The 14670-nt window shown below is 64.0% G+C and carries 11 protein-coding genes; 4 read left to right on the top strand and 7 right to left on the bottom strand.

Annotated elements, in window-relative coordinates:
- The first annotated feature begins 43 nt into the window (after positions 1-43).
- Positions 44-1558: an MASE1 domain-containing protein gene (locus AC1G9L_RS18315; RefSeq protein ID WP_019800648.1), complete on the top strand. Its 1515-nt coding sequence runs from the start codon at positions 44-46 to the stop codon at positions 1556-1558.
- On the opposite strand, the gene AC1G9L_RS18310 is transcribed toward AC1G9L_RS18315, so the two are convergent.
- The 4 genes from AC1G9L_RS18310 to AC1G9L_RS18295 all read right to left on the bottom strand — a co-directional run bounded on the left by AC1G9L_RS18310 (position 1542) and on the right by AC1G9L_RS18295 (position 7531).
- On the bottom strand, positions 1542-1967 hold the full coding sequence (locus tag AC1G9L_RS18310; protein WP_019800647.1) for a hypothetical protein: 426 nt from the start codon (positions 1965-1967) through the stop codon (positions 1542-1544). The two genes, AC1G9L_RS18315 and AC1G9L_RS18310, sit on opposite strands and share 17 nt — an antisense overlap.
- Before the next feature lie 100 nt (positions 1968-2067).
- On the bottom strand, positions 2068-2703 hold the full coding sequence (locus tag AC1G9L_RS18305; protein WP_481069654.1) for a hypothetical protein: 636 nt from the start codon (positions 2701-2703) through the stop codon (positions 2068-2070).
- A gap of 45 nt (positions 2704-2748) precedes the next feature.
- Entirely contained in the window at positions 2749-6846 is a 4098-nt protein-coding gene (locus AC1G9L_RS18300; RefSeq protein WP_481069653.1) for a hypothetical protein, read from the bottom strand.
- A gap of 55 nt (positions 6847-6901) precedes the next feature.
- On the bottom strand, positions 6902-7531 hold the full coding sequence (locus tag AC1G9L_RS18295) for an imm11 family protein (RefSeq protein WP_481069652.1): 630 nt from the start codon (positions 7529-7531) through the stop codon (positions 6902-6904).
- A gap of 672 nt (positions 7532-8203) precedes the next feature.
- Between AC1G9L_RS18295 and AC1G9L_RS18290 the strand changes: the two genes are divergently transcribed.
- Together AC1G9L_RS18290 and AC1G9L_RS18285 are read left to right on the top strand one after the other, a co-directional pair.
- Complete coding sequence (locus AC1G9L_RS18290; RefSeq protein ID WP_481069651.1) at positions 8204-9160, top strand: DUF932 domain-containing protein; 957 nt, start codon at positions 8204-8206, stop codon at positions 9158-9160.
- Positions 9160-9669 carry a JAB domain-containing protein gene (locus AC1G9L_RS18285; protein WP_481069650.1) on the top strand — a complete coding sequence of 170 codons (510 nt, stop codon included), beginning with the start codon at positions 9160-9162 and terminating at the stop codon, positions 9667-9669. Before AC1G9L_RS18290 ends, AC1G9L_RS18285 begins: the two co-directional genes overlap by 1 nt.
- 80 nt (positions 9670-9749) lie before the next feature.
- Here AC1G9L_RS18285 and AC1G9L_RS18280 read toward each other — a convergent pair whose 3' ends face one another.
- Positions 9750-10160 (bottom strand): helix-turn-helix domain-containing protein, encoded by a 411-nt coding sequence (locus AC1G9L_RS18280; RefSeq protein ID WP_481069649.1) that lies wholly within the window; start codon positions 10158-10160, stop codon positions 9750-9752.
- A 316-nt stretch (positions 10161-10476) separates the two neighbouring features.
- Here AC1G9L_RS18280 and AC1G9L_RS18275 point away from each other — a divergent pair, with 316 nt between their 5' ends.
- Positions 10477-11802 carry a hypothetical protein gene (locus AC1G9L_RS18275; protein WP_481069648.1) on the top strand — a complete coding sequence of 442 codons (1326 nt, stop codon included), beginning with the start codon at positions 10477-10479 and terminating at the stop codon, positions 11800-11802.
- A gap of 70 nt (positions 11803-11872) precedes the next feature.
- Here the strand turns inward: AC1G9L_RS18275 and AC1G9L_RS18270 are convergent, their stop codons facing one another.
- Together AC1G9L_RS18270 and AC1G9L_RS18265 are read right to left on the bottom strand one after the other, a co-directional pair.
- A complete protein-coding gene (locus AC1G9L_RS18270) occupies positions 11873-12652 on the bottom strand; it encodes a DUF3987 domain-containing protein (RefSeq protein ID WP_019799780.1) in 780 nt (259 codons plus the stop codon).
- A gap of 898 nt (positions 12653-13550) precedes the next feature.
- Positions 13551-14656 (bottom strand): IS3 family transposase gene (locus AC1G9L_RS18265; RefSeq protein WP_481069175.1). Its coding sequence is split into 2 segments (ribosomal slippage): positions 13551-14398 and positions 14398-14656, totalling 1107 coding nucleotides; the frame shifts between segments, so codons are not numbered across the junction.
- Positions 14657-14670 lie beyond the last annotated feature (14 nt).

Here is a 14670-nt window from a genome sequence, read left to right as displayed (position 1 = left end):
CACGACTTGTACAGTTGCCCTGACATGAGCCACGGATGGTCGAATGGCCGCTGGAAAGGACATTGCCAAGGGAGCTTTGCTGAGCGTTGGATACTACGCCGCGTTCTTGCTGGCTTGGCGATGCTCCGTGGATCAGTGGTACTTGCCGGCAGGCTTGCGCGTTGCCAGCCTGCTGTTCCTGCCTGTGCGGCGATGGCCATGGTTACTGGCGGGGGACGCGGCGGCTCTGCTGGTGCTGCGCGTGCCGAGGGTTGAGGACTGGGGTGCCAGCGCTATCTGGGCCTACCTGAGTCCGTTCCTCTTGATGCCCGCGGTCTCGCTGCTTCCCATCACAGCACGCTTCCATATTACCGATTTGACGCGCAAGGACTGCTGGCTGCTACCGCTCGCGCTGGTGACCGCATTGTGGAGCACGCTGTGCAACATGGCGCTCAATACCGCGCTGGGCGGCCCATCGGGGCCGGCGCCGATTGACACGCTGATCCGGTACTGGCTGGGCGACTACCTGGGCACATTGATGTTCGTTCTACCGGCGCTACTTTGGGTGCGCCGCGACGAAGCCTTGCGCCAGCGGCCGCATTTGCTGCATGAAGGCCTGGCGTCCGTCACGGTAGTGGTGCTTCTGTTCGTCGCTATCACCCTCATCAGCGACACCGTGCTGCGGCAGTTCCTCAGAGTGTTGCTGGTTGTGCCCGCCATCGCGCTCACCCTGCGCCACGGGTGGCGCGGAGCGGCACTGGGCGTGGTACTGGCGAACGTCGCGGTGGCCCTATCGCTGCCCAAGACCGTCGAAGCTGGCGTGCACGACCCACAGGCTTTCGCTGTGCAGATACTGCTCGCGGTCACCGCCACCGGCCTGTTTGCGTTCGGCTCGCGCATCTCTGCCGCCTACCGGCAAGTGCGCGATTTCGGGCGGGTGCGGGAGCAGGCAATGGAATTTGCACAGGCCGGCTATCTGTCTGCCGAGCGCACGTTACGCAAACGGGTGGTCGACTACACCGACCTCACCGTGCAGATCAATCGGATGCGCAGGGATGTCGTGGAGTACCTGCGTTCCCAGGGGCACCACGCGGCGGCAATGCAGATGACGCGCACCGGGGTGATCCAGGCGCAACTGCTCGATGAGTACGTCACGGCCCTCTATCCGCTGGGCATCGAAACGCATGGCTTGTACCACACGTTGCGCTCGGTCAGCTTCGCCAACCTGTGCAACACGGAGTTCCGCTGGCGGATGCGCGGCGATCCGCGACAGCTTTCGCTGGGACTGCAGCTGGTGGCCTATCGCTGCGTGCTCAACGCCGTGGAAACGTTGCCCGTTGCGCGAACCCACCTGATCCAGGCGCGGGTATGGCGGGTACGGGGCATGCAGGGGATCGTCGTGCGCATCACCGCCGATGCGTCCGTGCTCAACGCTGTCCGCCGCGAACACCCCGAGTCTGATCGGGAACTGTTGGTCCGGCTCAAGACGCATGGCGGCACCTGCCGGCGCCGCCATGCGTTGGCCTTGAGCTTTCTCGTCTCCGAGCGTGTGGGCGTTGGGATCAATCTCGCGAAGTGACCACCCAGGCATCGCCCTTCGCATCCGATCGCAACCAGACCACGAGATCCCCGGTCTGGTAGACCACGCGCCCCGGTGCGTCAGGCGTGGCCGACAGCGACACGCGGGCCAAGTCCTTGCCCATGGGAAGCACCCACAACGTCTCGTTGATTCGCCCGACCGCGGCCCGGACCACGCCGGTGGCGTCGTTGATCTGCAGATAGGTCACGCCGTCGCGTTGGAACTCGTAGATCCGCCACGCCGAATCGGTGGCGAGGTTGGCCGCGCGGGGCGCGCTTTCACCCAGCCCGGTGGCCGCCGGCACGCCGTGCCCACCCGAGGGGCAGCACGATTGCGCATGGGCCTGGAAGGACAGGGCCGCTCCTGCGACGACGACAACCAATGCCAGGGTCTTTGCTTTCATCTCCATCACACTGTTCCTTTTCCCCTGCTGGGGAATGTCCGCCTGCAGTTCAGGCACGACCACGGTACGTGGTCCGCGCTTCGGCGCGGTTGACAAGCGCAGTGGCTCAGTGTGAATTGGATTGACGCAGGGTGATGACCCGATATTGGCCTTGGTTGCCGTAGCGCTGCCCCTTCTTCTCGAAGTCGGCGCACAGTCTGTCTTCGCCGCAGGGCACTAGGTCGGCCCGTGCGACGCGATCCAGGTACGCTATTTCCGCCCGGCGTTGTTCGGCCTCGGCCAGTGTCGCCTTGGCGCTGTAGAGCACGTACCCCACGCTGCACAATCCCATGACGGCCGCCGCCAGCATGGCAATGGATCCCATCCACATGCGGCGCATTGCCGTGGCTTCCAGGGAGTGCTGCGCTTGCGCGTAGCGCTGGGTGGCTTGCTGCAGCGTCTGGCGCGCAGCGGTCAGCGTGCGATCGAATCGCTCGGCCGCCGGATCCAGTGCCACCGAGAGCGCCTGTTGCGTCAAGTGCGTCAGCCGTGGCAGCGCGTTCTCCACCACGCGATTGACGCTCCGGTCGGCGTTGCCGACCGCGCCATTGAGCACCTGCAGCTGCCGGGAGATCTGGTCTTGCAGGCTTTGTTCCCGTACTTGCATCGTTGCGATCAATGCCGCCATGGCCTTGATCGTTTCCTGCAGCGCCTCGTTGGAAGTTCCGCTTTCCGGTAGCGCGGGCGTGCTTGGCGTATCCATCGTGTCCCTCTTGAAAATTCCACTCACCGCAGGATCGGGCTGCGATTACCCGCCGCCTCCGCCGCCTCCTCCCCCACCACCGCCGCCACTGCCTCCACCACCACCGCCCCCTCCATCACCGCCGCCACCGCCCCCTCCCGGTGCGCCACCTTGCATCATCGGCCCGCTGGCGAACTGCGGCAGGGTCATCACCATCACAGGACCACGGCTGGTCTGCACCTCGGCCGACGTGTCCAATCCCAGCGACTGCATCGCCGTGACCTTTTCCGTCGCTTCCTGCATGGCCTTGGCCTCCAGATGCTCATGGCCCTGTTGCAGCAGGGCATGAGTGAGGGGACTGTTCGAGATCCGGTTCAAGGCCTGCTCGATGGCCGCGTCGTTCTTGGAATCGATGGCATGCAGTAGATCGTCCACATCACGATCGCCAGTGATCTCCTTGCGCTGGGGCAACTGGGGATCGTCCGCCTCGCCGGGCCTTTGCCCCGCGGCAGAAGCGGCATCGCGCCGCGCCGTGGCCGGCTGCGGCTCGAACGCTGCGTGCTCGGTTGGTGCAGGGGCGCGCGCATCCTGCTGACGGCGAGCATCAAGGTCTGCGAGGGGACGATCGTCTCCCCGCTCCCTACGCTCCTGCCTTTCCTGTTCCAGGCACTTTTCCTGCTGGAGGTCTTTTTCGAGCTGTATCCGGAGTGCGCGCATCGTTTGCAGCGTCTCCTCCCAGGTTTCGGCTCTTTCCTCCGGCACAGGAGCGGCGCGCGCATTCTGTCCATCCGCTGGTGCATCGCGGCGCTGCTCGCGGGCGGTTTCGTCGCCTTCGATGCCGCCGCTGGCGCGGTCGGCACCGCGCGTTCCCGAGGAAGACGCGAGTGCGAGTCCGTGGTCGACCACTGGCCTGTCCGATGGTGGCATCGTGAGCGTTGGCATGCGCGGGTCTTCGGTGCGCTCCGCAGCGAGCGGCAGGGCCATCGACGCATCCAACGCTGTCTCCGTGGCCTGGGCGTGTCGCTCCTGCACAGGCGCTTCCAAGGCCTCATCGCGCCGTTGCAGTGGAGCGTCCTCGTGCAGGGCCGACGCGTATGCGCTCGGCAAGCGCTGCTCGGGTGGCTCCTGCGCATCGGTGGGGTGCATGGCCGATGCGTGCGCGATCACCGGCGCTGCCGGATGCTGTGCATCTTGTGCGCGACCTTCCTGGGCTTGGTGTTCGTGCGTACCTTGCGAAAATGCCTCGGCCTCCTGGGGTTGCCGAGACGGCGCCGGTTGCTCGTCGGTGTCTTGGGCGAAGCGCTCCTGGGCACCAAGTGGCTCCTGGGTGCGCGACTTGGCATCCTGGACGTGTCGCTGTTCCTGCCCGGGCGGCAGCGCGTTATTGGCTTGGCGCCGCTCCGGTCCGTGCGGCAGCGGCATGGCGTCCTGCGACGGGCGCGGCGCCTGCCCGTGCGGAAAGGCTTCCTGGGCCTGTCGCTGCTCCTGCGCTGCCGGCGCGGCCTCGGCCTGGCGTCGTTCCTGCTCGCGCGGCAACGCATCCTGGGTGGGACGCTGTTCCTGCTCACGCTGTTGGTCGGTTTCGGCCTGGCGTTGCTCCCGTTCGCGCTGTTGCGTTTCCTGGGCCTCGCGTTGCTCATGCTCGCGCTGCTGGGCTTCCTGGGCCTGGCGCTGTTCCTGCGTGCGTTGCTGGATTTCCTGCGTCTGGCGTTCTTGTTGTTCGCGCTGCTGCAGGTCCCGGCTTTGACGGTCGAGCGCGGTATGCGCCTCAAGCGCCTGGGCCGCATGCGCTTGTTCCTCGTGGGACGCCTGCGCCAGTGCGTGCTCGCGCGCCTGCCCGGCCTGCTGCTCTTGGGCCTGGCGCTCCTGCTGTTCGCGCTCCTGGCGTTGCTGCGCGGCGCTTGCCGCCTGGGTCTGTGCCTGCATGTCGAGCGCATGCTGCGGGCTGGAAGACGGGTTGGAGGACGCGCCATCCGAGTCTGCCGACCCGTCGGAGGTGCGCGCCGTCGACGCCAGCCGCGACGCCGGAGTGTCGGAGGTCGGTAGGGCTGGCTGGTGCGCCCGCACCTCTTGCAGCGCCAGCCGGATGTCCTCGGTGCTGGTGACTGCCGCGATGCGATCCACCCCGTCGGCGCCGCGCTGGAGATGGGCGATCGGGCTGTCGGCACCGAATACCCCACCGGGGCCGCGCTGCAGCTGCAGCGCGCCATCGCCGGAGAGTCCTTGCGACTCGCGTGTGCGCTGGGTGGCGAGATCGATGGCCTCGCGCCAGTCCGGATGGAGTTCCGTTCCGACGATGCGGTACCGGTAGAGCGTGTGCTCGGCTTGCAAGGCCTGCGGCGAGGGTGGCGACTGCCGGATGGCTGCCAGGGCCTGAGCGTGTTCGGCCAGGGCCGGTTGCAGCATAGCCCGTGCGGTGTCCAGCTCCAGTGCCCGATTGCCATCGGCGGGGACGCCATCGGCGGACCAGTGGCCCTCTGCATCGCGGCGGTACTGCTGGCCGTTCGAGGTGGTCAAGGCATCCGGATCGGGCAATGCCCGTTGCACGGCCGGCGACATCGGATAGCCATCAGCGGCCCAGCCGCTGCGGTGGTAAGCCAGTTCATAGCGCGCGGCGATGGCGCCGGGACTGTTGGCGACGTTGCGCGCGACGACGGCCGCGGCCTGGGCGTCCAGCTCGGCCGCCCGCGGCGGCGACGCGGTTTCCGACTGGTAGATGCCGCGGTCGTTGGCACCAGAGACGCCGATCTTGGCCTGGCGATGCCACTGACCATCGGCTGCGCTGCGCGTCCAGTCTGCCGGGGCCAGGCTGGGGAGGTCGCTGTCGTTGGCCGGCAGGCGGCAGGGATCGTCCGGTTCCGGCGCATCCTTGAGCGCCAGCGCCGCCGCGGCGTTGGTGGCGAGGTAGTTCAGCTCGCGCGCCTTCTCGTAGCTGGCCATGATCGGCATGGCGGTCGGATTGTTCACCCCGTCAGGGGTGGTGTCGGCCATGCCCTCGCGCGACCAGGCGCGGCCGTCGAACGACCAGTGCGTCCCATCGCGGTCCGTCTGTTGGTAGATCTTGCGGTTGTCCAGCAGGTCGGCGGCTTTTTCCCCGGCCTTGCTCATGAAGTACGCGTCGGCCGCGATCAATACCATCGGCCCGGCGCCGGAGCTTCCGAGTGCATAGGCAGCTGCGGTGCCGCCGGCCCAGCCGCCTGCGTTGCGGCCTGCGAAGTGGGCCAGTTCCGATTGGGCCGCGAGCGGGTTGTCCTGGCCGTACAGTTCGCCGGCACGGCGCGCAGTGATAGCGGTGTCCGCGGCGCTGGCGAGCAGCCCGGCACCGCGCAGCAGTTGGCCGGCCGAGTGGTCGCCCGCCAGGAGTTCGACGGTGGCGAAGCCGCGTTGCGACAAGGGCTTGTACGTGTTCGGTGTGGCGCCCGCCAGGTGGTAGGCGCCTCGCGGAACGCCACCGATGCCTGGCAGATCGTCCCCCAGCACCTGCTTGACCAACACGGTATTCGGCGCGGACAAACTCACGTTCCCCGCTTGTTCGGCGTGCGTCACCGCCATGCGGAATTCCGCGCGGCCGGCGATCTCCCTGGCGGCAGGTTCGCCTGGCGCGGCGACCAGATTGGCCGAGCCGGTGCGCGCAGCCCCGATTACCTTCACGATCCGGTGCTCCGAGTGCGTGATCGCAGCCCATTCGGATTCGACGGCACCCATCGAACGAAGTGTCTTCAACTGATCCGCGTGTTCGGCACGGTATTGATCGAGGTCGGAAAGCGTCCTGCGATTCTGCGCGTTGGCCTCGTCCTTGGTCAGCCTGTCCGGCGTCGTCGTGTAGGCATCGCCGTTGATCAGGGCAATCTTGAGGGTGTCCTGCAGTTCATTGACCTGGGCGGCCACGCGCCTCAGCGCGGCGGGATCGCTGTTCAGCGCAGCACGGCCGTCGGGAGAATTTCGGATATCGTCCAGATTGCGGGTGATTCCATCCGTATAAGAACTACGCGTCCTCCCTCGGTGCGGCGAGGTTTCGAGATCGTCGGCTAGCTCGCCATCCACTGGCAGATACAGGCGGTTGACCGATGCGTCTTGGTCGATCAGTCCATGTTCGACCAACGTCTTGAGCAAGACATGTTGGCGGAAAAGGCTCTGCTCAAGGACGTGATGGCTCTGCAGCATGACACTAGTGGATGGCACGTCTTGCGACTCCCAAGCACTCGAGGGGCAACACGAGTCAGCAACCGGCGGCGTCTATGAGCCGAACGCCGCGCGTCCTTGGCGATTTGCCGAAACCACTGTCAAGCAAGGCATCACGCAAGACCTGGTCACAAAAAGCATCCGCTGTATAGGGCGTCCGGAAGACGTGCGCGGATCCAATCACTTCTTTCTTGAATGCAAAGTCGGCGCCGCCAGCAATGCTGTAATACTTCCCGTTCGGATATCCCGTCAGGACCTTGACCGTTGATGCTGCCTCGTCGATCGCATCCAGCATCCTGACCACCTCGCACAGGTAATGCGGCGGTGCATGCGAACCATCTTCCAGCAGGAACTCACACGGCACGAATGCAAACCCTTCGGGGTCCACCGCTTGGAACACATGTTTAAGCGGCTCAGACACCAGCCAATAGTCCTTGAATCCACTGTCCAGGTCGCGCGGCATGTCGCCCATCCGATGGTCGTAGCGCAAGCGCGGTGCTTCCTGCAGCATGGCCAGTCCGCCGCTTTCCGGGGGGCTGCTCAGATAGGCTGGAAACGGCACGGCCTTTTCGTTCACGAACTCCACTCCATGCCCCCGACCACCGCCTCGCATGTCTGGTTGAAGGATGTAGAACTCGCCCTTCTCTGGTTTGTTTTGGGTTGTCATTTGAGTTTCAGCCGGTTCCTTGCATGGGCCGAGCAATCGACCGTTTCTCTCCATCGTCGGCCATTCAACTATCGCTAGGAAGTTGGGTGAGCGTGCCTAGGATGCCAGTTCAAGTGGCGATGCGCATTAGGAAAAGTCTGACGGCCTCACTTGCACTGAGCCAGCGCCGTGATCCGGTACTTCTCCGCGAAGCTCTGTGGGTCGCCGTTGAGAAAGCCCCCGGGTTCAGGATGTCGAAGCCATTCGGGCGCCGCTGGGGCCAAGCTTGGGAAGTCGCTGTCGTTGCTCGTCCCATGGTCAACAAACCATGATGCTGGCGCAGATCTGGATCTGCTGGGCGATCCTTATAAGCCCGCGATTCGACGAAATTTCAAACCCATATCACCTCCTTGAAGCTGGTTGGTACCGGCTTCGCGTATGACGCTGCGCCGGTAGCGTCCTTGCAGGAGCAAATGAGCATGAGGAGCAAGGTCGAGCTGATCTATTGCGTGATGGTCGTGGCTACGGCTGTTCTTGCTGGTGTCATGAAATGCACGGCGGCTGCGGCCTGCAGCAGATGTGGTGACTTGTTCGATTCGTTCGACTGATCCCCAACCCACCCTGGTACCTCGCACAAGACCCGGCATCGTCCGGGCCTTGTGCGTTTGTGCCGTCAACAACGAGGAGACAGAAATGCACTTGATCGAAACGATGGCCTACGCCGGAGAGATACCCTGGCACGGCTTGGGTAACCGGCTGGCACCGCGGCAGCCCATCGATGTATGGAAGCGGCAGGCGGGCATGGACTGGAAGATAGAGGAGGCGGAGGTGCGCTACGTTGCTGGTAGCCACAACCTTGGCGTGATCCATGCCTTCCCGGAGCAGAAGGTGCTTTACCGCTCGGATACGCGTTTACCCCTGTCGGTGGTGTCCAAGCGCTTCCAGGTCGTGCAGCCGGGCCAGATCCTGGAGTTTTATCGGGATCTGACCTCCAGCAACGGCTTCGAACTGGAAACGGCCGGGGTGCTGCGCGAGGGCCGCAAGTTCTGGGCGCTGGCCCGGACTGGACAGAGTGCGACGCTGAAAGGACGGGACAAGGTAAATGGCTACCTGCTGCTGGCTACCGCCTGCGACGGCACGTTGGCGACCACGGCGCAGTTCACGTCGGTCCGGGTGGTCTGCAACAACACCCTGTCCATCGCACTGGGCAACGCCTCCGGAGCCATCAAGGTGCCGCACCGCAGCCAGTTCGATCCGGACGTGGTGAAGCGCCAGCTGGGCATCACTGTCTCGTCCTGGGATGGCTTCGTTGCCCGGATGAAGGCACTGGTGGAAAGACCGGTGGATCCGGACTCGGTGGAAGGACTGTTGCGCCGGGTGCTGACCTATACCGGGCCGGACGGCAAGGCCACTGTGGTCAACGAGCAGGCCATGGCCAATGTGCGCTCGCTGTACGAGGGCGGCGGACGTGGTGCACTGATGGCCTCCAGCCGCGGGACGGCCTGGGGCCTGCTCAACAGCGTGACCGAGTTCGTCGATCACCATCGCCGCGCGCGTAGCGATGATCACCGCCGGGACGCGGCTTGGTTCGGACCCGGTGCCCAGCTCAAGCAACGGGCCTGGGACGAAGTGATGAAGCTGGTGGCCTGATGCGCACCCGGTCAGGCTTGCGTACGGTCGCTGTTGCCCGGGCAGCTCCGTCCGAAGGGGCTGCCCGGATACGGGAGGACCAGGCCATCGCCCGCGCGTTGCGCATTCTGGAGCAGCGGGTCGGGGAGTCCGGACGCTTGCTGAGTGACCCGATGACCTGTAGTGCGTTCTTCCGGCTACGGCTGGGCAGTGAGGAGCGCGAGCACTTCGAGGCCGCCTTCCTCAATACCCGACATCGGCTGATCGCAGTGGAGCGCTTGTTCTCCGGCACGGTGGATGGGGCGGAAGTACACCCGCGCGTCGTGGTGCAGCGGGCGCTGGCGCTGAACGCATCAGCGGTGTTACTGGCCCACAACCATCCCAGTGGCAACACCGAGCCCTCTGCGGCCGACCGCGCGCTGACGGCGCGGCTGAAGGCCACCCTGGGGCTGGTCGACGTTCGCCTGCTGGATCATTTCGTGGTCACCGCCAGCGAGGCGATATCGATGGCAACCCGGGGATGGGTCTGACGGCCCATAGTCAGAGATGGCATAACGCCCGGCCCATGGGGGCCGGGCGCGGAGCTGTGTGAATTCGTCCCTCGCGCGTGTCAGTCCTTTTCAGCCAGCGCCTTGAATGCCTTGGGCTGCTCCCGCTTGGGTAGCTGTAGCACCTTCAGCAGCTTGGATAACAGGGCGGGATCCTGGACCAGCGCGGGGATCAACGTGGCCAGCGCATCCCTCCGTTCCTCATCGGCCTTGGACAGCGCCAGGATGGCATCAGCCATGGCCGCATTGTCAGCCAACAGGTAGGCCACCGGCACATCCAGCACCTGCGCCAGCGTGCCCAGGTTGTCGAAGCCGATGGCGGTGACCTGATGCTCGTAGCGGTTGATCCGCGACGAACCCTTGTCCTTACCCAGGCCCATGCGATCCCCGAGCGCGCGCTGGCTCAGGCCACGCAACTGCCGCGCCTGCAACAGGCGAGCAGCAAACAAGGCGCGTGGCGAGGAATCGGGCACCGGACAACGAAAAAGCGGGGATGGCCCGAATCATGACGAAGCCTCTATCGGTGTGGCAGACTCTATCTAGCAAATAGAGGGTGGGTGTCAAGCCAACAGGGAGGCCGCCCCAGTGCGGCAAGCAATACGGAACAGGGGGGGGCAGTCAGGTGGCGACGCCATCAATTCCGCGTTCTCGGCACTGACCGCGGATCAACGCTCAACTGAGATTGCAAACCACCGCCTTCGAGACGCGTGGGCGGGCGCTTCGTACTTGCGTGAGGCCAATCGGGCAGATCCATCAACTCAAACCATCTTGAACAAGGAGAGCTTGACCATGAAGAAGTACCCACTGGGCCTTGCCCTGATTGGCATGTCGGTCGTGTTGACGGGATGTGGCTCGCAGGCCGACTGCACCAGCAGCGAGGTGCAGGAAACCTACCTGGGCATGGTGGGCAATCTAAACGATCAGGATGCTGTGGAAATCCTCAAATCATCGGTGTTCAAGAGCGTCGTTACCCAGGACGTGGACAAGGACACTGGATATCGCGCCTGCGCCGCAAAAATCGTCATGGAAAGTGAAGCGGGCACCCGCGAGCGGAGTATCAGCTATCAGATCGAACAGGTCGAATCCGGGGATGCCAACTTCAAGGTCTACGCGGACAGGACCGATCTTGGGCAGGTCTCCTACATGGCGACAGTGCTTGCCAAGGAGAATCGTGCCAACAAGAAGACGAAAGAATTGACCGACGCGGCTGTAGCAAATCCATACATTCTGGCCACCGAGCAGGATGCTCGAGCGGCTGGAATTTCGGTTGGGCATCGGTTCTTCGGGAATCGCGTAGATGAGTCATCGGTGCGTGTCACCCCGCTGGACATCGATGGAGATGGCGTCGTGGAATTCCTGACGGCGATGAAGATCAACTACGCAAGTGGCGATTCGAAGTGGTACGCCTTCGCGTCACATCAATATCCCAAGGGGCCAGGGAAGAAGAACGCGGTTGAGTTTGCCGGTGAGGGTGCAGTAGAGGCGCTTGGCATGGAGCCGTCGAGCTACGAAATGCAGGGGAAGAGCTTGGTCGTCACGATGGCTGATGGCTCGAAGGAGTCGCTTGCTTACCACACGAGCACCGAGGCCTACCGACTTTACATCCAGATGAATGGAGGTAATCCTTCGGCTCCTGTCAGGCCTTCCGCCATGTCCGTGGCGGCGGCTCCGGGCACGGCCCCGACGGCCGCTACGGCCTCGGGCGCCGTGCCCAGTGTAGATGTCATCGACGCTGCGATCGCCGCGCAGGCCAGGCAGGACGGGGGCAGCGAGTACAAGGAAGCCCGAAAGTCCGTCGAAGCTGACTTGACCGGGGACGGCAAGCCAGAGGTGGTGCTGCTGTACACGTTGGAAGGCCAGGGAGGCAGCAATGGTGCCGTGAGCTACCTGGCGGCGTTCCAGCGTCAGGAAAGTGGTCAGCTGCACTTGGTCAGCACGACATCGGTCGCAGGCCTTGGTGTGGCGGCGCAGAGCCTGCGCGTAGAGGATGGCACGGCGCACGTGACGCTGCTTGCGCCGGGTCCTGACGATCCGGACTGCTGCCCGTCGATGAAGGAGGAGGCACTCTACGTCCTTCATGGAAGCAAGTGGTTACAGGTACAGCCATCGCTCTGATGTGCATAGATGCCCAAGTGAAGAGAGCGAATGCTCTCTTCACTTGGCGCTCGGAACTCCCTTCTTTTTTCTACAGACTTCCACATCCCAAGTACGTCGGACGCGCGACTAGGGACCGAACGCGGCGCAGCTGACCTTCGCCATGGACCTCGACCTGCTTCCTGCGCACCAACCAGTCCATGGCCCGCAGGAAGCGCAACGGCGCCAGATCAGCGACGCGTTCCACCTCGTCGAAGAACGACTCGTCGCTGGAGCGTAGCCGGCGTGCATTCCATACAGATTCCAGAACCCGCCTGGCATCCTCAGCACGGGTCGCTTTTCGAGGCGCACGCGCGCTGTCCACTGAGGCCGCCTTCTGCGCGGGAATAGAGCGAACTGCCTGTACAAACACCATGTAGTGCTGGGTGAGAGACCAGTCCACGATCGTCCAGGCACGCTCCACCATCTCCAGGCTGATCTGGCCAGCTTCCCCGCACACGACATGGAACACGGCCGCCAGGCGCAGCGTGTTCTCCCAAGCACGGGATACCGACGGCCCGATCGCCTTATAGTGGGCGGGGCAGAAATGCTTGATCTGCTCTTTCAGCATGCGCATTCGCACGGCTGCATCCTTGCTCAGTTCGACGGCCACCCGAGGGCTATCACCTGGGCACTGCTGCGCCAAGTTGATCAGTTCCTTAAGGGCGGCCTGTAGGCGGTCGTTGTGATCGGCGCCACTATCGCGCAGGGTCAACGGCGGCTGCGGGGTAGGGAAGCGCTCCTTGTCATGGCAGGCGAGCAGGAAGCGCGCCCACAGGCCCTGCTCGTATGTACGCCCACCGTCCTTGAGCAGATCCTGGTGGGGGGCCATAAGCACGAAAATACATTTAAATGTTGTCTGCTCTTGAAAAAGTGGTACTAGAAGTGCACTTGACCCCGCTCTTTGATTGAGATGCCGGTTTGGGTCGGGGTAAGCCCCGCACACCCTCGACATGCGTACATCGATCTGGTCGTGATGATCATCAGCGGTGAGGAAATTGGGTTCGTGCCAGGCAGAACTGTCCGACAGTGTCACGCGATGAGGCAGTGCCACATATCGCTGGCACTAGGCTGCCGCATCTCTAGGCCTTGGGGGACTGTCCCTTGGCTACAGATAGGCCATGGATAGCAGCAGGGCGGCCATGACCCGATGCGGCTCTCCGATAAGAAGACAGGTTCTAGGTTCACTTCTTGCGTAGAGACCTATCTCTGAGTGCGAGCTGGCGTACTCAGTAGGCGCTGAACGTGCGCTTCTGGCCGCACTTAGCCGAGTGCTTCCGACCTGAAGCGGACGTCGACCAAGGCAACTTCTAGAGCCTACGGTGAGGCGCAGGCACACCGAGACTTGAAACACATCCGTCGGCGTTGTCGAATAGGAGTGTTTAGGCGTTTTGTTTCCGGCCGGCTGAGCGGCTCCTGCCTCTCGGTAATGTGCGCTAGCCTAGACTTGGCCATCCTAGTGCTAGCAGTTCTAGCAGGCAGGTTGTCCACCGGTTCCGGCAATGCATGCTTAGACGCTTAGGCGAATCACGGGAAATTTGCGTCCTTTGCGGACTGTCCCACTTCAAGTGCAGAAAGTTCCGCTCGGAATTTCTCATGGTCGGCAAGACCGAGGGTGAGGTTCAGTCTTTTGCCAGAGCTTGCGTTGTAGCCAAGGTCGAGCGCAAAAATGTGCGAACGGGTCCAAGTAACTCAGGGCGACGTCCCCCCGCTTTCAGTAGCGGGGCTCTTTAGAGTCCGGGTTTCATCGTAGCGGCTTTGGCTGCTAGCTGTTGGGCATAGGCGGCCGGGGGCAGGCCGCCCAAGATCTTCTTCGGTCGCTCCTCGTTGTATTCCCGTCGCCAGGTCTCGATCTCGGTGCGGGCGTGCAGCAGCGTCGGGAACCAGTGCTCGTTGAGGCATTCGTCGCGCAGGCGGCCGTTGAAGCTCTCGATGTAGGCGTTCTGGTTCGGCTTGCCTGGCTGGATCAAGCGCAGCTGCACACCGCGCTCGTGGGCCCACGTCACCATCGTCTTGCCGCAGAACTCCTTGCCGTTGTCGGTGCGGATCACCTGCGGCAGACCCCGTGTCAGCGCCAGCCGATCCAGCACCCGGGCCACGCCGTGACCAGAGATGGCCCGCTCCACCTCGATCGCCACTGCCTCGTGCGTGGCATCGTCGACGATGGTCAGGGCCTTGAGCACCCGGCCCTCGGCGGTGCGGTCGAACACGAAGTCCATCGACCAGACCTGGTTGGCGGCTTCAGGCCGAAGCAACGGCTGGCGCTCGCCCAGCAGCACCTTCTTCCGCTTGCGCCGGCGCACCTGCAACCTGGCCTCCTGATACAGCCGTTCCACCCGCTTGTAGTTCACCGGCCACTGCTCCTGCCGCAGTTTCAGATAGATCATCCCGACGCCGTAGCGCTTGTGCCGCTGCGCCAGCGCCAGGATCCGCTCGCGCAGCTCGACGTTGCGATCCGGACGCGGGACGTAGCGCAGCGCGCTGGCGCTCATCCGCACCACGGCCAGAGCCCGTCGCTCCGTGAGCCCGCGCTCCATCAGCTGCCGCACCAGCATCCTGCGCGCCGGTGCGGTCACCACTTTTTTCGCAGGGCATCCTTGATGACGTCGTTCTCGAACAGCTGCTCGGCCAGCAGCTTCTTCAGCCGCGTGTTCTCCGCCTCCAGCTCCTTGAGCCGCTTGGCCTCCGGCACGCTCATGCCGCCGAACTTGCTGCGCCACAGGTAGTAGGACGCCTCGCTGAACCCGTGCCGCCGGCACAGGTCCTTCACCGCCACGCCGGCTTCGGCCTCACGCAGAAAGCCGATGATCTGCTCTTCGGAAAAGCGCTTCTTCACGTCCAATCTCCGTC

It is taken from the genome of Xanthomonas sp. NCPPB 1132 (assembly GCF_056629235.1).
This window is presented reverse-complemented; position numbering and strand designations above follow the sequence as displayed.